Below are 16,551 nucleotides of genomic sequence, written 5' to 3' on the forward strand. Positions count from 1 at the left end.
AAGCGTACTTATGCTCCAGCACCAGCTTTCGGTGCCTGGGTATTGAGCAACTGCTGCTCCCACAGATATGCGATGCCGCTCCCGCCAGAGTGCTGGACGATGACGTCGGTGATCTTCGCAGCCTGTTCGGCACGGGCCCAGTCGCGCTGCCATTCGGCTGCGAGCGCGAGCCAGGTCATCATGTTGACGCCGGCTGCGATCATGCGCTGAATTGCGATCTGGTGCGCCTCGGACGAGACTGCGCCAGAGGCGTCTGTGATGACCGTGACATCCCAGCCCTCGCCAGCGGCCTGAATTGCTGGCATGGCAACACATACCTCGGTCCAGAGGCCCGCGATTACCAGTTGCTTGCGGCCTGTCGCCTTCACCACGTCGACAACCTTCGAATCCTGCCAGGTGTTGATGAGCGTTCGGTCGATGATTTCCTGGCCGGGAAAGACGTCGGCGATCTGCGGGAACAGGTTGCCGCCGCGTTCCGCGATCACCGTGGTGAGGACAGTCGGAACGTCGAAAGCCTTGGCCGCTTTGGCCAGGCCTACCGTGTTGTTGACCACCATCGTCGGTTCGTGGCTGTTCACGTTCGCGAGCTGATACGGCTGATGGTCGATGAGGACGAGAACCGAATCTTCAGGGCGGAGAAGCGAGGCGAGGCCGTTACGAAAGGTCATGAAACATCCTTGTTTGTTGGTTCGTCGACAGATGCGAACGCGTCCGTTGGACGTCGATCCACGAAAACCTTGTCAGTGCCAGCCCTGATGCGGTAGCCCTCGGAAACGCGAGCTGTGTTGCAGAAAGGGGAACGCAAAATGGAAATCGACGATCTCAGGACCTTTGTGGAAGTCGCCGACGCAGGAGGGGTGACACCCGCCGCGCAGCGACTTGGCGTCTCCAAGTCGATGGTTAGCCGGCGTATCGCTCGTCTTGAGGCGGAGTTGGGCGTTCAGCTCGTCGCGCGAACGACCCGCGGCATCGCACTGACTGAGGAAGGCGCGACATTCCGAGATTATGCGGCGAGGGTTTCGGCGGAGATCGATGCGGCCCGCGAGACGATATTGCCGGCGGGCGAGCTTCGCGGGCGCATCAGGGTCGCCGCCCCTCTGTCGTTCGGGCCGACCCACCTCGCTCCTGTCCTGTCTCAGATGGCGCGCCGACACTCGCACCTCCAGGTTACCTCGTGCTACACCGACCGCTTCGTCGATCTCATTACGGAAGGTTTCGACTGTGCGATCCGGATCGGATACCTGCCGGATTCCAATCTCGTGGCCAGGCGCGTTGGACCACTCTACGCGAAGTTCGTTGCGAGCCCCGACTACGTCACCCGGAATGGCTCGCCCGAGACGCCGGACGAACTTCTCAAGCATGAGGCGCTCATGCAGGGAACTGAGAGTTGGCAAGTCACAGATGGCGACCAGGTACTCAACACCCGGCCGCAAGGACGGTTCAAGGCCGACAACGGAGTAGCATTGCTCGCTGCCGCGCTGGAAGGGCTAGGCATCGCCAGACTTCCGAACGGTCTTACGGACCAACACATCGCCTCCGGTGCCCTCGTCGAAGTGATGCCGAAGTATCCGCCTCCCACCGCTGGCATCTTCGTGGTCAGGCCTCCTGGACAGCATCCTGCCAAGAAAGTGCGTGTGCTGACAGAGATGCTGATCGAGTGCTACGACTCCGGCTCGTCCTAGCAGCCCGCCGAATCCTACGGCGCAAGATGTTCTGAAAAGAACTCGGCCAGCCGTGCGACCGCCGGGCCGACATATTCCGGCTTGTAGTACATGTCGTAGTGTCCCGCGCCTTCGACTTCGAAGAAGTGCTTCGCCCTCGACGGAGAAAGGTCGAACAGACGCCTCCCCGCCTCGTACTGTCCGGTCGGACCCCGGCGCCCGCCGACGATCACCTGCAGCGGCTGGGTCAGCAGCTCGGGCACAAGGCTGAACGCGTCGAAACCCAGCAAGGCGCCATAGCTGACGAACAGCAGGCGATTCGTCGAATTCGGATGCCGATACGCCGACTCCCGATAGAACGTGACGGCCTCCAGCAATTCAGGATCGGTTATTCCTGCGGCCTTGGCGTCGGCTATGCTATCAGGAATCCATGGATCTCTCCGTGCCGCGGCACCGCGCGCCTGCGCAGTGCGCTCCGCCGCGACGTCCAGGAGCGTCTGACGGGCGTCGGGAAGCAGGCGGCGCATCGCTTCGCCGATGTCATTGGCAACGACCGTGCCCACCGCCTTGAAGCGCCGTTCGGTCAGTGCTGCCTTGATCGCGTAGCCGCCACCTGCGCAGATCCCAAGGAGTCCGATCCGCGCCTCATCGACGTAGGGTAGCGTGGTCAGAAGATCGACCGCGCAATGAATGTCTTCCACACGAACGGCCGGATCTTCGAGATCACGTGGTTCACCGCCGCTCTCGCCCTGATAAGACGGGTCGAACGTGAGGGCTATGAAGCCGTATGCGGAGAGCCTTTCGGCGTAGACGGCGCCGATCTGTTCCTTCACGCTGCTGCCCGGTGTCGCAAGGATGATCGCAGGATATGTGCCAGTCTCGTCGATGTCCGTCGGCAAGTGGATATTGCCGACGACTTCGATCCCTCTGTTTCTGAACGAAACCCGCTTGATCATAAGGTGGTCCTCTTTCCATCGTTCATGGGGTCATCACGATCCGCCCGAGAGGCTTGGCGGTCTCGGCGTAGTTGTGCGCGTGCGCAGCGTCTTCGAGCGCGAAAGATCGGCCGATCACGACGTCGATCTTTCCGGCTGCGGCGGTGGCAAGGAGATCGTCGACGGTGCCGTGCACCGAAGGCCGTTCGAAGATGGATCCCATGAATACCCCGTGCAGCGTCTGATTGTTCTGCATCGGCTGCCATAGATTGACATCGAGCTTTCCGCCGCCGGCATTGCCAAGGAAGACGAGACGCCCGCCCAGTGCGAGTGCGGAGAGCGAAGCTTGCAATGTGGAGCCGACCGGGTCGATAAGCAGATCGACGCCCTTCCCATCGGTCAGTCGGCGCGCTTCTTCCACGACGTCGTGCTGGAGTCGGTCGATGACGAAGGTGGCGCCGAGTTCGATTAGACGGGCCTGCCTTTCGCTCCCGCTCGCCACCGCGATCACGGTCGCCCCTGCCCGCTTGGCAAGCTGTACCGCCGCGAGCCCTACGCCACCGGCCGCAGCGTGAATTAGGATCGTTTCGCCTACACCGACAGCGCCTCGGGTAACCACGCTGTGATAGGCAGAGCCGAAGGAGATGGGCAGCGCGGCGGCCCTTGCCATGTCCAATCCTGCGGGAACCGGCCACGTTCGCGAAGCAGCGACAGCCCAGAGTTCAGCATGCGATCCCTGCATGCTGAAGGCAGCGACCTTGTCGCCAACGGTACGGGTGGTCACGTCCTTGCCCACACTCACGACCGTGCCGGCCGCTGCATACCCGACCACCCACCGAGGTGGCTGTGACGTCGATCTGCGATTGATCAGATCTCCGCCTTCGATGGAGATCGCTTCCACCCTAATGACGACTTCGTCCGCCCTACAGACCGGATCAGGCACGTCGACGTATTTGAGCACAGACGGTGGTCCCGGATTATCGTAGACGGCGGCCTTCATCATCACTCCATTCTTCAAGCAACTTGTAGAGACATGTAGGTTGTCCGTGTTCCCGAGAAAGGGTTCGCCATCGGGAACGTCGTGTTGCGCGACCTGCAACGACCGGGATCGGACGCGGTCGCCGTTCCCCACCGTGCAACAAGCTGTCGCATTCATCGTCACTTCAACCGCTGCCCCAGGGTCACGAAATAGGCGGGACACCCTGTCGGGCGCATCCGCAAAGCTGCGGCTCTCCCGACTTCAAGACCGACGACGAAGAAAGGAATCGACGCAAATGATCGATTTGAATGGAAAGCGCGCTTTGGTCACGGGCGGCTCGCGCGGCATCGGCGCGGCCATCGTGGAAGCGCTTGCGGAGAATGGTGCGGATGTGGCGTTCACCTATCAAAGTTCGAGCGAGAAGGCCGCGGCGGTTGCCCGGTCCGTCGAAAGCCGCGGCCGCCGAGCCACCGCCATCCAGGCCGACAGTGCCTATCCACAGGCGATCGCGCGGGCTGTCGAGGACGCCGTGGCCGCGCTAGGCGGGCTGGACATCCTCGTCAACAGCGCAGCGATCGGCCATTCAGGAAACATCGCCGATCTGAACCTGGACGAATATCAAACACTCATGGACGTTAACGTAAGAGCGCCGGTGCTGTTCGCAAAAGCGGTCATCCCGCATTTGCGCGACGGCGGGCGCATAATCACGATCGGTTCTGCGCTCGGCGAGCGGGTGCCCTTTCCCGGTCTAACGCCTTACGCAATGTCGAAGGCGGCACTGACATCCTTCACGCGCGGCCTCTCGCGTGAGCTTGGGCCGTTCGGCATCACCGTGAACCTGGTCCAGCCTGGAGCGACGGACACGGATGCCAATCCGGCCGACGGCGCGTCAGCAGACTTCCAGCGAAGCCTGACGTCGCTGGGACGCTATGGCGAGCCGAAGGAGATCGCAAACGCCGTTGCATTCCTGGCAAGCTCCGCCGCCAGCGTCATCACAGGCGCGACGCTCACCGCGGATGGCGGCGCGATCGCCTGAGCCATCTTCATCCTACGGACGGCCCTTATGGAAGACGGGCCGTCCCCCTTCACGGTGCTCAGAGGGCTAGCGAGCGTGTTCGACAAGACTCGCACCTGCGACGTCTTCAGCCATGAAAGGATTCAGCCTTTGGAAATAGAAGACCTGAGGATTTTCCTGGAGGTTGCAGACGCCGGGGGCGTCTCGGCGGCTGCGCTCCGTCTAGGCATCTCGAAAACGATAGTCAGCCGGCGGATTACCCAGCTTGAAGCGGATCTAGGCGCGCAATTGCTCGCCAGATCAACACGCGGCATGGTCGTTACCGAAACCGGAGTGACGTTCAAGGCGTACGCCGCCCGCATCTGCGCCGAAGTGCACATGGCTCGGGAGGCGGTTTCGCAGGCGGGCGAGTTGCAGGGACGCATGAGGATCGCCGCTCCGCTGTCCTTCGGGCCAACACATTTCGCTCCGGTTCTCGCCAGCCTAGCGCGACGATATCCGAAGCTCCAGGTGCTTTCGTCATATACTGATCGCTTCGTGGACCTCGCGGGAGAAGGCTTCGACTGTGCAATCCGGGTAGGTCATCTTCCAGATTCCAATCTCGTTGCAAAGCGAGTCGGCCCCATGTTCGGTAAGCTGGTCGCGAGTCCGAGCTACATCGATGCTGAAGGAGCGCCCCAGACGCCTCAGGAGATCGCGAACCATCGGGTTGCGATGCGAGAGGCAGAAGTTTGGAAATTCGTGGACGGAGACGACGTCACGGCCGTACGCCCCAACGGACGCTTCATCGCCGACAATGCATTGTCACTTGTCGCTGCCGCTGTGGAGGGTGTGGGGCTCGCTTATCTGCCGGAACCACTCGTTGCGGATCACATCGCTTCAGGGGCGCTGGTCGCAGTCATGGATCGATACCCTGTGCCTCCGGCAGGAATATTCGTCGTGCGGGCGCCGAGTCCCTATCCGTCGGAAAAAGTGAAGACGCTCACTGAGATGCTTATCGATTGTTTCGATCGCCCGCCGCTCGACAAGCAGCCTTTGGGCGAGAGCGGCTCTCTTTGATTCCGCTCTCGCATGTTCAGGGTGGCATTCTTCCCGTCACTTCAGTGGTCGATAGCGCAGCTTGGAATCAATGCGGCAGCGGATTGGTTGTCGCAAAGGAATAGCGGGCTATTTTCCATTGATTGCCGACGTCCTTCTGGAAAATGAACAGCTCGTGGTTGGCGTCTGGAACGCGTTGTTCGATGGCCTTGACGGTGACGAACCCTTTCGAATTGGTGCGTACGAAGGCCCACTCTGGTGCGGTCTGCACAACTTCCTCCACAGCCAATTCCGTGTCGAAGGTAATTGTCTGAAATATTCCATTATACGCCTTCTGAATCGCATCTACACCGATAACGGAAGGATTGTTCGGTGCCATGAAGACGGCGTCGGCCACGAACATTTTAGCGACAGCGGTCGTGTCCGAGGCATTCAAAGCGGCCTCGTATTGCGCGAGCGCTTTTTCGATTTCCAGCCGGGCCGACGTGGCGGCTGCGTCTTCATCGGAAGGCCTGATAGAGGGTTTCATGTAATAGATCTCCGTGGGTTGAGGATGTTTGATTTCGTGCCGGCGGGGAAGCTTTCCGGGGAGACACCCGAGGTTTGGTTTTCCGATTTCATTTCTCGCCGTAGTATGTTCCGAAATACTTGACCGGCGACCACGCAGGCAAAATCGGCGGGAGGGTCGGCGAAAGGGCGGCGTAGTCCTGCGCACCGAAGACGACCCTGCCGTCCATGACGGTGAGCACCGACGAGACTGACTTGATCTGATCGTCCGGAACCGAGAAGTAATCCCGGTCCAGGATGGCGAAATCTGCGAGATTGCCGGGAGCAATCAATCCCATCTCGGATTCCGTGTTCATGAACCAGGCGGGCCCCTTGGTGAAGAGTTTGAGCGCTTCGTCGCGGGTGAGCCTGTTTTCGCGAGCAAGCACTTCGGATCCCGACACAGACCTGCCGGTGACCATCCAGCACCCACCCAGGGATTGAACGTGGCGGCACGAAAAGCATCGGTGCTCATTGCAAGCGGGATACCGCTATCGACAAGCTGGCGTAGACGCGGGGTCCGCAGGGCCTGCTCGCGCCCATGGCTCTTGATGAAAGCGTCGCCATGAAGCGCCATCTTGTGATCCAGCGCGATCCCTCCGCCCAGCTTTTTCACACGTTCAATGTTTTCCGGGCTAATGGTCTCGGCATGCTCGAGGCTCCACCGCAGTCCATTGAAAGGAATCTCCCGGTTGAGAGCTTCCAGGGCGTCGAGGAACGGCGTGATGTTCTCGTTGTAACTGATATGCTCGCGGAACGGCATCCGCCTCTGGACGAGTTTCCTGATTTCCCGGTCGACCAGCCGATGCATGTGCTCGGGAGGAATGACGATGGCCGGACGCTCGAAATTCTCATGATCGTGCACCTCGGCCTCGAGGACTTCGCCTGCGCCTCGATACTCGTGCCCGTGGGCGAGCGACGGATCCAGATTCTGCCCTGGACTGATCGGCGCCGTCTTCGTGATCGCCGCGAGCTGCAGATCCGTCATGCTGACGCCGGGTCCGCCGCCAAGCTGCAGAACGATGAAGGGCATCCGCACATTCAGTCGCTTCTCGCGTGAGAGAACTTCGACCATCGACTGGGCTTTTGGATATCCCCACCTGCTGCCGGCATCGATGATGGAGGTGACACCGAAACGGTTCAGCCCGCGGATGCTCGAGGTCAGCGAGCTTACTTCCTCGTCGAAGGAGAGTTGCGGCACCATGGTCTCGAGAGCGACGAACGTCCAGGTGTTGCCGAAGACGACGCCGGTGTATCTGCCTTCGCCATCCCGTTCGAATTCCGTGTCGGGCAGCTTTGGAAACCGATCGGTTCCGACGCCAAGCGTTTCCATCGCCTTCCTGTTCAAGAAGGCCTGGTTGTAAGCATATTGAACGATCAACGGCTTGTCGGGTCCGGCCCTTTCAAGTTCTTCCATTGTGGGTAGGCGATTTTCCTTGAACTGGTAGGGCGACCAGCCTCCTATCACCTTGACCCACTGTCCGTCGGGAGTGCGCGAAGCTTGCTCGCTCAACATTGCCAGCGCCCTTTCGAGCGTCGGAACGCCGTCCCATCGAATGTTGTAGTTAAAACCGCTATCGTTGAGCACATGCGTGTGGGCGTCGATGATGCCTGGAATGAGGCGCCGGCGGCCCGCGTCGATAACTTTCGTTTCGGAGTCCTTGAGGCTCAGCACGTCCGAATCCGACCCGACTGAATAGATCCGTCCTTTCGTCACAGCTATCGCGGATGCTTCCGGCTGTCCGGCGTTTCCAGTGAATATCTTCGCATTGAAAACAATGAGATCGGCGCCCGTTGAACACGGAGTGGTTTCTGCCCGACAAACGGAGATGGACGCGATCGCAAAGGATGCGATCAGTATTTTCTTTATCATATGATCTTCCGCCAGGTAGGACCCGTCGTTTCTGCAGGTCTTTCCCGCGGAACCTGTCACAGCCCTCGCTGGCATAGAAGACGTCGATCACGACACACGGCGTTGCAAGAAACGGAACGCCGACCGTCGCGCGAGTTCCCGCCTCAGGTTCTTGCTGGTGCTGTGCCGCCTTGGTCCGGGCGATGCCGACGGCGCCTTAGATGGATCGACGGCGCGCTTTGGCCAAGCTCAGTGCCGAGTGTTTTAGAGGTGAGTTGCTTTACTTGCGTCACGATATCCGTAGCGCGCTTGGCGAGGAGGATGCCGTCATGGATCTTGAAGCTGCTGTTGCCGCGAGCCAGAAGGAAAATGAGCGCCTGCGCCTGCAAGCCAAGCGCGACGATTTGCGCTTCGGCAGCTTCTCACCTCCATTTCGAGCGTAGAGCTGACAAAACCGGAAAGTCTGCTTTCGGTATTCGCCAATTCCGCGTGAATGACAGGAATGACGGCGCAATTCGGTCATAGCCTCGCCTTTAAGCGAAATGAACCGCCGACCCCGCTGTTATCACAAAGCCTAACGGCCATCTCCTTCAAACAATTAGATAAAATTCTCGCGCCAATACCCAAAGAGGTTCGAGCCTATAGTGGGTCGGCCGCCAATCACTCCACGGGATCTTATACCTGTGCGACGATCTCTGTGGTCAGAATACTCTCGACCGCCGCATAGAGATCAATAGCGGCACTAGGCACGCGAATGGTCACGATCAGCGAGTAGCGCGCCTGCTCGTTGTATCTGTCCAAGTACGGTTTTTCCTTCCACCAACCGCCAACTGGAAAGATACCGATGGCGTCACGCTCGGCAAGATCGGCCGCCGTTCCCCCCAGAAATCCGAATGCAGCGATCCGCTGTCGCGGAATGTACCCAATAGCCAGCTTTCGCCGACATCGACGGGTGTATCTTCTTCCTCGCTTCGGGCAGCCTGGTTGATGCGGGCCCGGAACTCGCCGACGGATTCCGTGGCTGTTTTCATCTGGAAGCGCAATCCGTGCGAGGCGTATCTGTGACGCCTAGTCCAGCCACGCTCGCCGGGATTTGGCTCAACGAAATAGGACAGCGTGACCCGGACCTCCACAGGCTCAGCGCCCAAGGCCAGCAACTCCTCCTTTGGCCATGGAAGCAGATGAAGCTTCATATCTCTCGTTTTGACCGATCCACTCCCTTCCCGCTGGAAGGGTCGAATATCGTCCTCGATCATCAACGTCAGGTCGTTACTGGCGGAAAGCAGCGCCCGGCCGAGATCAGGCACGCCATAACCGTATCGGCGCAAAATCGCTTGCAATTGCGATTTGTTGCCGTGGCAGGCCGTGATGCGGGTGGCCATCGCAGGTGTCCATTCAGCGGAATGGACCAATAAAGCACGGACAGTCTCAGGCCAGAGCCCCGGCCGGCTGACCATGATCTCTGCTGCGAGCTCGGCAGCTTGAGCGGTTGCGGAACTGGTGTCGCCGATCGTAGAGAAGTAGCGGTTCTCGGGCCGGAAGTGTGTAGTCAGAATGCGCAGGTCATCGATCGGCTCACCGGGATTGACGCCGTCATGCGCGAGGTTCCCACCCTCCATGACAATATCCGGCTTGACCGGCCACTGGCGATCCCAGCTAACGGAGGTCCTGCTCGCCGGAGACAGTTCTCCAGCTGGCGCGATCGGGGCGTAGCCGGCAAAAGCCGGATCGGTCACGTCAACTTTGTTGGTGAAGGCCCCTATAGTGATTGCGTTCCAAGCTTGCGCCGGATCGTCCAGCGGCTCGATATCGTTGCGAACAAGGAGATCCGCAGGGCTTAAATCAACCCGTATGTTTCCAGCCGCTATCAGGATCAACCGCTGCGCGTCGGTCTCGAAGCAGAGCTGGTCGATCGATGAAGACCAGGATGAGGCCCGCCCACGCGACGGAGCCGTGCTCGTTATGGCAGTCGCTACGACCCGACTTCTGTGCGGCGCTTGAATTTCAGCCTTCGAAAACAGGTATTTTTCGGTGATCTGTATCTCGGACTGGGTGATCGGCTCGTTCGAGTTCTTTGCGTCGAACACAATATAGCGTGTCGAGAAGTCGGATGCGATCATGGACCAGAAAGAGTTACCCTCGCTTTTGATCCGACCCACCAATCCATGCGGTTCAGCCCATCGTCGGTACGCTGCTGCGCGGTGAGATTCAAGAGTTCCCGACCAAACAACAGCCGGACCGCCTCCTCGCTCAGCAACTCAAATTCCCGCCATCCGGCTGTCCCCGGTGCACTCTGACGCAATTTACTCGCGAGCAAACTACCTTGCCGTAACTCCGTCTCGATCCTGATAGGACCACGGATGTTATCGTCAAGGATCGTCTGTGTAATCAAATCTTCCAGCCCGTCGGCGAGCTCGTCGCTTCCCTCGGCAAGTTCACGCAGCTTGCCGATGCCCCAGATTTCAATGCCGGAACTTGGAGTTGAACCTAGTTGCGTAAGTATCTCGTCAGAAACATCGAGCGTAAGAATGACGATGCCGCGTTCAAAATCTCTCGTCGCCAGTATTTCCTGCATGTGGGAGATGGCGTCGGCGACCCGATGTAGCCAATCGCTTTGCCAACGGAACATCTTGATCTCTATTGCAGCCTTAAGTTTTGTGCCTTTCGGCTGAAATTGGAGATCGGGAACTAAACGGAAGGATTCCCACTCCTCCTGTGAAGACGGGCCTTCATCCGGTTTCAGCGCACCGATCCTCGTCGTTATCGGCAACCCGCCCTACAACGGCTTTGCGGGTGTGAATGAAGGCAAGGAAGAGCGTGCTCGTCACATCAAGCGTCTTCGCCACCATCCCGGCCGACACCAGCGGTTTCGCCATCACCAGTTCAACCAGTTCCGGCAGCTTTGAAGATGTCCGGCGCCCCTCGAGTTTTCGGTCCATCATCGTTTTCGCCAGCGTGAGCCGGTCATGTTCTTTCATGCCGATCTCCGCGGCCGCGATCAGGCCGTGAGCAACGGCAAGCAGCCGCGTCTTCCGATCACGATGCCGGCGCCGATCGACGGGAATGGTTCTAAGGCCGAGATTGATGGCGGCCAGATGGGCACCTGACGTGATGCCGGCCTGCCGCAGGATGGAGGCGCACAACAGGCGGCCGAGCCAGGGCGCGTGCTGCAGCACCGAAATCTCGTTCCAGGCATCGAGCGCGATGATCGCCTGAAGCACCGCCGGCAAGTTTTCTGCCTGGCGCAGCACGCCCCGCCATTCTTCCAGCCGGGCATCTTCGTCCCAGTCGAGATTATAGACCAGCGGATCGGCCGGAGCCCGGCCGGGCTTTTTGGCTCGTTCGATCGCGGCGTCAGAGCGCGCGAGGATCGCATCGATCGCGGCATAGTCGACGCCGGGCAGATCTTTGACGTCGTCACCATCATCCCCCTCCCCTTCCGCGTCGATCGCGACAGCCGCCCGAATAACTCCGGCCGTCGTCGCCTCGTCCCCGCCGCCCGACCCGATCTCCGAGGTTTTCCGCAGCGAGCGGATGCCGTCGGCAGAAAGCGCCCAATCCGGGAACTGGCCGGCGATCCGCCGACGCGTTCGCAACACGTCGCGGGCGATGGTGAGCTCATGGGTGGGTGTGCGAATATCCTTCGTGGCGTCGTGGAGGACGAGGTCTTCGAGATGCACGAGTTCGCCGTCGATCCACAGCGAGGCGCAGGCGTCGCCAAAATGAAATCGTTCGATCCATCCCTGGCCGACCGGCGAACGGGCGATGCGCTCGTCCAGACGCGCAAGCGCGAGACCGGCGTCGAAAGCCGGCCGCATCAGAGGTGTCATGTTGATTTTCGTAAGATCGTAAGCCATTGAAATCATGGTTTGCTAAAGGAACTCTATACGAAAGTTAGTGTTCCTCACATGGTATGATCGGAGGTTGTGCTTTTAACCATCGATAACTAACGCTTATCGATGGTAAGCCATCTAAAGGCTGTTTCTTGCCATCTCCGCCGCTGAGCGCTATGTTCGGCACGAATTCGACGAGGAACCAAAATGTCCGAACCGCAACTCTCCGTGCGGAGCACCAAGGCCCGGGATCTGGCCCATGCGTTGGCGCGCCGCACTGGCCAGCCGATTAACAAGCTCGTTGAAATCGCGCTCGAGCACTACGATCGCGAACTGCGCGAGCAGCAGGCACAATCCCCGATGGACGTTCTGCTGGATCTGATGGCAGAAGGTCGCCGCACTGTGCCGGTTGGCACGACATCCGCTCATGACGATCTCTACGACGAACACGGTCTGCCGAAATGATCGCCATCGATACGTCGGTTATCGTGGCAATGGCTCTGCGAGAACCCGAAGCCGAGCAGTTCAGTGCGCTGGTCCGGCAGGAAGCCGCAGTGATTGGCTGGCCGACGCTGCTGGAAGCGCGGATGGTGCTCACCGGTAAAGGTTTTGGCAACGCAGCGGCCATTGTCGCCCAGCTTGTCGCTTTGCCGAATGTCACGGCAATCGCCTTCGACGAGCTTCAGTACCAGGCGGCGGAAAAGGCCTTTGACCAATTCGGCAAAGGCCGGCATCCCGCCAGCCTCAACATGGGCGACTGTTTTTCATATGCGGTGGCCGCGATCGCCAGGGCCCCTCTCCTGTTCAAGGGTCAGGATTTCGGTAAGACAGACCTGAAGCTGCATCCAGCTTCCGCGACGGCGTGACAATGACGAGCGCCGTCGAACGCCGCGCCAAAGAGCTTGATACCATCGCAGCGGTGCTACCGGTCGATCGCCGCGACGAACTCGCCGAGCTGTTGACCGACCAGGATGTCGAAACCCTACGGCATCTCGTCAACCAGGGCATGGGCGACAACACGCTGCGGGCGCTGACTTCGGACCTCGCCTATCTCGAAGCCTGGGGGCTGGCGGCGACTGGGCGGCCCTTGCCTTACCCGGCACCAGAAGCCTTACTGCTGAAATTCGTCGCCCATCACCTCTGGGACCCGGAGCGCCGCGCGGCCGATCCCGATCACGGCATGCCTGTAGAGGTTGACAACAACCTCCGGCGCCAAGGTTTTCTCAAATCCACCGGTCCGCATGCGCCGGCCACGGTGCGCCGCCGGCTGGCGAACTGGTCGACGCTGACCAAATGGCGCAGCCTCGATGGTGCCTTCGCCTCCCCTGCCCTCAAATCCGCCATTCGCCTGGCCGTGCGCGCCGTCCCACAGACCCGGCGCCGCAAGAGTGCCAAGGCGGTGACCGGCGACGTGCTGGCCAAGCTGTTGGCGACCTGCGCAACCGACAGCCTGCGCGATCTGCGCGACCGGGCGATCCTGATGGTCGCTTTTGCCTCCGGCGGCCGTCGGCGCAGCGAGATCGCCGGGTTGCGGTGCGAGCAATTGACCGCCGAGCCGCCGATCGGCGTGCCCGATGGCTCTCCCCTCCCCTCTCTGGCCATTCATCTCGGCCGCACCAAAACGACGACCGGAGAACAGGACGTCGTGGTCCACCTGACCGGTCGACCGGTGGAGGCGCTGAACGCCTGGATGGCGGCGGCAAAGATCGACAAGGGCAGCGTGTTTCGGGGGATCGGGCGCTGGGGGACCGTATCGCGCCGCGCGCTGGATCCACAGTCTGTCAATGCGATCATCAAGCAGCGGGCGGAGATGGCCGGGCTCGAGGCTGGGGATTTTTCGGCGCATGGCCTGCGGTCGGGTTATCTCACAGAGGCCGCCAACCGAGGCGTTCCACTGCCCGAAGCGATGGAGCAATCGAGGCACCGGTCAGTTCAGCAGGCCTCCAGCTATTACAACAATGCTGCAAGGAGGAGCGGCCGGGCCGCACGGCTTCTCTGATGGCCCGGAGTTGGCCGCATTCCGGTCAACCCGAAAGATTTCACTGATCCTGGCAGGTAATAAACTGTATCATTCCAAGGAAATTGATTCCGCTTAATCAAGCCGATCGACATTCTTTCTTTTCAGTGCGGCAAGAATGCTTCATCAGAGGCGATGGGCAAATCTCCTCATTCTTCAGCGCAACGAGCATCGATGTCCCGCGCAACGCACGAGGCTAGAAATCGCCAGGTTTTTCCAACCCGAAATAACCATTGCAACAAGCGAATCCTCCCGGTCGCGGCCGCGTTTCCCCCGCAGGGCCTCAACGGAACTGACATCGATCACGAGAGCCCCTCTGCTATGGTTAGCTCATCATACCAGTTGACATGTCAATGAGCATCCGGCAAGAAAGGCGCCAGCTTACAAGAGGAGGACGTAATGCTGACGCTTTCTGCAAAATTGAAGTCTTCATGCATGGCCGCTATCGCTGTCGCGGCCGTTGCCGTAACGCCCGTCAAGGCTGAAGACATCACGCTCTGGACACTGAACTTCGACAACAATGCCGCCAATGTGGCGCTGAAGAAGGTTGCGAGCGACTTCGAAGCGGCAAATCCGGGAACCCATATCGAGATCGTCCAGCGCGCCGTCGACGAGCACAAGACGGCGCTGCGCGTGGCTGCCGGTTCCAACCGCGGCCCGGACATCTATTTCAGCTGGGCAGGCCTTGGTCTCGGCGGCGAATATGTGAAGGCCGGCCTGTCGCTGCCGCTCGACAAGTATTACACCGAATATAAGTGGAACGACGAGCTGCTTCCCGCAGCAGCAGCCTTCGCCGATCTCTATCCGGGCGGCAAGCACGGCACACCTTTCACCTTCAAGGGTGAGGCCGTCTATTACAACAAGAAGCTCTTCCAGCAGGCCGGCATTACCGAAGAGCCGAAGACCTACGACGAGCTTCTGGCCGCAGCCGAGAAGCTGAAGGCAGCCGGCATTCCGGGCTTCACCTTCGGCGGCACCGTCAACTGGCACGTCATGCGCCTGATGGATGTGATCCTCGAAACCAAGTGCGGTGCGGAAAAGCACGACCAGCTGAAGCTGATGAAGCTCGACTGGTCGAAGGAGCCCTGCGCCACCGACGCATTCGCCGAATTCGCCAAGTGGACGAAGGATTATACGCTGCAGCCTTTCATGGGCATCGACAACAAGCAGTCCTATAGCCTGTTTACCGCCGGCCGTGCGGCGATGATGCTGGAAGGCGACTGGCTGGTCGGTCAGCTCTCCGGCAGCGGCGTCAACCTCGATGATTACGGGATCTTCCCCTTCCCGACCAACACCAACCGCCTCTACGGTTTTGCCGAGTATAATTACATCAGCACCAAGACCAAGAGCCCGGATATGGCTGCGAAGTTCGTCGACTATTTCTTGTCGACGAAGGTGCAGCAGGATCTCGTCGGCCAGATCAGCTCGATCTCGGTCAACAAGAATGTCCAGTACAGCAACCAGAAGCCTCTGGAGGCCGAGTGGCTGGATATCTTCAAGACCTACAGCAAGATCTACATGAACGGCGACCAGGCCTTCCCGCTTGACGTGACGACGGAATATTTCCGCGTCATCAACGATGTTGCCTCCGGCAGCATCGAGCCGGCAGACGCTGCAAAGCAGATGCAGGCCTTCATCGCCGGCAGAACCTGACCCCTCCCGAGACGCCGGCTGGCCGACACAATGTCGGTCGGCTGGCGCCGCATACGCAAGACCGGCAGGGCGATGCCCTGCCCCGGAGGTGACAATGTCCTTGCGCCAAACAACGCATGATCCACGCGTGCAGGCCTTCATCCTGCTCGTGCCGGCTCTGGCCATCTACGCGATCTTCGCGCTCTACCCGATGCTGAACGTGGTTATCATCAGCTTCCAGAAGTGGAACGGGCTCGATCCGCAACGGCCCTTCGTCGGCCTCGCGAATTACGCGGCGATCTTCACGCGCGATCCGGTCTTCTGGGTCGCCTTCAAGAATACCGTGATCTGGACGCTGATGAGCCTGGTTTTCCCGCCGCTGGTCGGGCTGCTGCTCGCGCTCAGCCTCAACCAGAAGATTTTTGGCCGCAACAGCCTGCGCGCCATTTTCTACCTGCCCGTCATCATCGCGCCGATCGCCGTCGCCACCATGTGGAAGTGGATGTACGATCCCTTCTTCGGTCTGTTCAGCCAGATGCTGACCTCATGGGGGATGCAGACCTCGATCAAGGACTGGCTCGGCAACAAGGATATTGCGCTCTATTCCGTCTTCATCGCCTATCTGTGGCAGACCGTCGGTTTCTCGATGGTGCTGTTCCTCGCAGGGCTTCAGAACGTCTCGCAGACGCTGGTCGAAGCCGCCCGCATCGATGGCGCCGGCCGCTGGGCCGTATTCAAGCATGTCACCCTGCCCGCGCTGCGACCCACCATTACGATCGTGCTCGTCCTCTCCATCATCTCGTCGCTGAAGGCCTTCGACATCGTATATGGCCTGACCGGCGGCGGTCCTGCCCAGTCGACGCAGATGCTGGCACTCTGGGCCTTCACCCAGGCGATGCAGATCTTCGATTTCGGCCGCGGTGCGGCGATCTCGGTGGTGCTGCTTTTGATCACCATGGCGATCGTCATCCCCTATCTACGCTGGACACAAAAGCACGAGGAGGTCGACGCGTGACAGTTCTCGGAGCCGACGTCGACGATAT

Annotated in this window: 15 protein-coding genes and 1 pseudogene; 8 read left to right on the forward strand and 8 right to left on the reverse strand. The window is 60.0% G+C overall.

All coding sequences use genetic code 11. From position 1 onward, the window contains the following. Nucleotides 1-8: 8 nt before the first annotated feature. Nucleotides 9-668 carry a hydrolase gene (locus AC1DUP_RS19920; protein ID WP_113309709.1) on the reverse strand — a complete coding sequence of 220 codons (660 nt, stop codon included), beginning with the start codon at nt 666-668 and terminating at the stop codon, nt 9-11. 138 nt (nt 669-806) lie between these two features. Here AC1DUP_RS19920 and AC1DUP_RS19925 point away from each other — a divergent pair, with 138 nt between their 5' ends. Beyond that, the gene (locus AC1DUP_RS19925; RefSeq protein WP_113309749.1) at nt 807-1,682 is read left to right on the forward strand and encodes a LysR family transcriptional regulator; all 876 of its coding nucleotides are present in this window, start codon (nt 807-809) and stop codon (nt 1,680-1,682) included. 14 nt (nt 1,683-1,696) lie between these two features. Here AC1DUP_RS19925 and AC1DUP_RS19930 read toward each other — a convergent pair whose 3' ends face one another. After that, nucleotides 1,697-2,617 carry an alpha/beta hydrolase gene (locus AC1DUP_RS19930; protein ID WP_113309712.1) on the reverse strand — a complete coding sequence of 307 codons (921 nt, stop codon included), beginning with the start codon at nt 2,615-2,617 and terminating at the stop codon, nt 1,697-1,699. Between the two features lie 22 nt (nt 2,618-2,639). Continuing rightward, on the reverse strand, nt 2,640-3,599 hold the full coding sequence (locus tag AC1DUP_RS19935) for a quinone oxidoreductase family protein (RefSeq protein WP_477833969.1): 960 nt from the start codon (nt 3,597-3,599) through the stop codon (nt 2,640-2,642). A 271-nt stretch (nt 3,600-3,870) separates the two neighbouring features. Between AC1DUP_RS19935 and AC1DUP_RS19940 the strand changes: the two genes are divergently transcribed. Continuing rightward, nucleotides 3,871-4,611 (forward strand): SDR family oxidoreductase, encoded by a 741-nt coding sequence (locus tag AC1DUP_RS19940; RefSeq protein ID WP_113309715.1) that lies wholly within the window; start codon nt 3,871-3,873, stop codon nt 4,609-4,611. Nucleotides 4,612-4,740: 129 nt separating this feature from the next. Then, entirely contained in the window at nt 4,741-5,649 is a 909-nt protein-coding gene (locus AC1DUP_RS19945) for a LysR family transcriptional regulator (RefSeq protein ID WP_113309751.1), read from the forward strand. A gap of 67 nt (nt 5,650-5,716) precedes the next feature. Here AC1DUP_RS19945 and AC1DUP_RS19950 read toward each other — a convergent pair whose 3' ends face one another. The 5 genes and pseudogenes from AC1DUP_RS19950 to AC1DUP_RS19970 all read right to left on the reverse strand — a co-directional run bounded on the left by AC1DUP_RS19950 (nt 5,717) and on the right by AC1DUP_RS19970 (nt 11,892). Beyond that, a complete protein-coding gene (locus tag AC1DUP_RS19950) occupies nt 5,717-6,157 on the reverse strand; it encodes an SgcJ/EcaC family oxidoreductase (protein WP_113309718.1) in 441 nt (146 codons plus the stop codon). An 88-nt stretch (nt 6,158-6,245) separates the two neighbouring features. Next, nucleotides 6,246-8,122, reverse strand: a pseudogene (locus AC1DUP_RS19955) (amidohydrolase). 668 nt (nt 8,123-8,790) lie between these two features. Continuing rightward, a complete protein-coding gene (locus tag AC1DUP_RS19960) occupies nt 8,791-10,146 on the reverse strand; it encodes a S8 family peptidase (RefSeq protein WP_477833972.1) in 1,356 nt (451 codons plus the stop codon). Further along, the gene (locus AC1DUP_RS19965; RefSeq protein ID WP_113309719.1) at nt 10,143-10,796 is read right to left on the reverse strand and encodes a hypothetical protein; all 654 of its coding nucleotides are present in this window, start codon (nt 10,794-10,796) and stop codon (nt 10,143-10,145) included. The genes AC1DUP_RS19960 and AC1DUP_RS19965 overlap by 4 nt, the downstream gene beginning before the upstream one ends. Further along, nucleotides 10,756-11,892 (reverse strand): RHE_PE00001 family protein, encoded by a 1,137-nt coding sequence (locus AC1DUP_RS19970; protein ID WP_162748523.1) that lies wholly within the window; start codon nt 11,890-11,892, stop codon nt 10,756-10,758. Before AC1DUP_RS19970 ends, AC1DUP_RS19965 begins: the two co-directional genes overlap by 41 nt. A gap of 174 nt (nt 11,893-12,066) precedes the next feature. Here AC1DUP_RS19970 and AC1DUP_RS19975 point away from each other — a divergent pair, with 174 nt between their 5' ends. The 5 genes from AC1DUP_RS19975 (at nt 12,067) to AC1DUP_RS19995 (ending at nt 16,523) form a co-directional block, all read left to right on the forward strand. Continuing rightward, on the forward strand, nt 12,067-12,324 hold the full coding sequence (locus AC1DUP_RS19975; RefSeq protein WP_113309720.1) for a type II toxin-antitoxin system VapB family antitoxin: 258 nt from the start codon (nt 12,067-12,069) through the stop codon (nt 12,322-12,324). Continuing rightward, nucleotides 12,321-12,725: a type II toxin-antitoxin system VapC family toxin gene (locus AC1DUP_RS19980; RefSeq protein ID WP_113309721.1), complete on the forward strand. Its 405-nt coding sequence runs from the start codon at nt 12,321-12,323 to the stop codon at nt 12,723-12,725. The genes AC1DUP_RS19975 and AC1DUP_RS19980 overlap by 4 nt, the downstream gene beginning before the upstream one ends. A 2-nt stretch (nt 12,726-12,727) precedes the next feature. Next, nucleotides 12,728-13,858: a site-specific integrase gene (locus AC1DUP_RS19985; protein WP_115038848.1), complete on the forward strand. Its 1,131-nt coding sequence runs from the start codon at nt 12,728-12,730 to the stop codon at nt 13,856-13,858. A 417-nt stretch (nt 13,859-14,275) separates the two neighbouring features. Continuing rightward, nucleotides 14,276-15,529, forward strand: coding sequence for an extracellular solute-binding protein (locus AC1DUP_RS19990; protein WP_113309723.1), 1,254 nt, complete (start codon nt 14,276-14,278; stop codon nt 15,527-15,529). A gap of 94 nt (nt 15,530-15,623) precedes the next feature. Further along, a complete protein-coding gene (locus AC1DUP_RS19995) occupies nt 15,624-16,523 on the forward strand; it encodes a carbohydrate ABC transporter permease (protein ID WP_113309724.1) in 900 nt (299 codons plus the stop codon). Nucleotides 16,524-16,551 lie beyond the last annotated feature (28 nt).

The sequence above is a fragment of the Rhizobium sp. 01L419 genome (assembly GCF_056400025.1).

What these genes read in the sequence shown, in the direction of transcription:
- AC1DUP_RS19920 (WP_113309709.1), bottom strand. Translation starts at nt 668, where the DNA reads ATGACCTTTCGTAACGGCCTCGCCTCGCTTCTCCGCCCTGAAGATTCG.
- AC1DUP_RS19925 (WP_113309749.1), top strand. Translation starts at nt 807, where the DNA reads ATGGAAATCGACGATCTCAGGACCTTTGTGGAAGTCGCCGACGCAGGA.
- AC1DUP_RS19930 (WP_113309712.1), bottom strand. Translation starts at nt 2,617, where the DNA reads ATGATCAAGCGGGTTTCGTTCAGAAACAGAGGGATCGAAGTCGTCGGC.
- AC1DUP_RS19935 (WP_477833969.1), bottom strand. Translation starts at nt 3,599, where the DNA reads ATGATGAAGGCCGCCGTCTACGATAATCCGGGACCACCGTCTGTGCTC.
- AC1DUP_RS19940 (WP_113309715.1), top strand. Translation starts at nt 3,871, where the DNA reads ATGATCGATTTGAATGGAAAGCGCGCTTTGGTCACGGGCGGCTCGCGC.
- AC1DUP_RS19950 (WP_113309718.1), bottom strand. Translation starts at nt 6,157, where the DNA reads ATGAAACCCTCTATCAGGCCTTCCGATGAAGACGCAGCCGCCACGTCG.
- AC1DUP_RS19960 (WP_477833972.1), bottom strand. Translation starts at nt 10,146, where the DNA reads ATGATCGCATCCGACTTCTCGACACGCTATATTGTGTTCGACGCAAAG.
- AC1DUP_RS19970 (WP_162748523.1), bottom strand. Translation starts at nt 11,892, where the DNA reads ATGATTTCAATGGCTTACGATCTTACGAAAATCAACATGACACCTCTG.
- AC1DUP_RS19975 (WP_113309720.1), top strand. Translation starts at nt 12,067, where the DNA reads ATGTCCGAACCGCAACTCTCCGTGCGGAGCACCAAGGCCCGGGATCTG.
- AC1DUP_RS19980 (WP_113309721.1), top strand. Translation starts at nt 12,321, where the DNA reads ATGATCGCCATCGATACGTCGGTTATCGTGGCAATGGCTCTGCGAGAA.
- AC1DUP_RS19985 (WP_115038848.1), top strand. Translation starts at nt 12,728, where the DNA reads ATGACGAGCGCCGTCGAACGCCGCGCCAAAGAGCTTGATACCATCGCA.
- AC1DUP_RS19990 (WP_113309723.1), top strand. Translation starts at nt 14,276, where the DNA reads ATGCTGACGCTTTCTGCAAAATTGAAGTCTTCATGCATGGCCGCTATC.
- AC1DUP_RS19995 (WP_113309724.1), top strand. Translation starts at nt 15,624, where the DNA reads ATGTCCTTGCGCCAAACAACGCATGATCCACGCGTGCAGGCCTTCATC.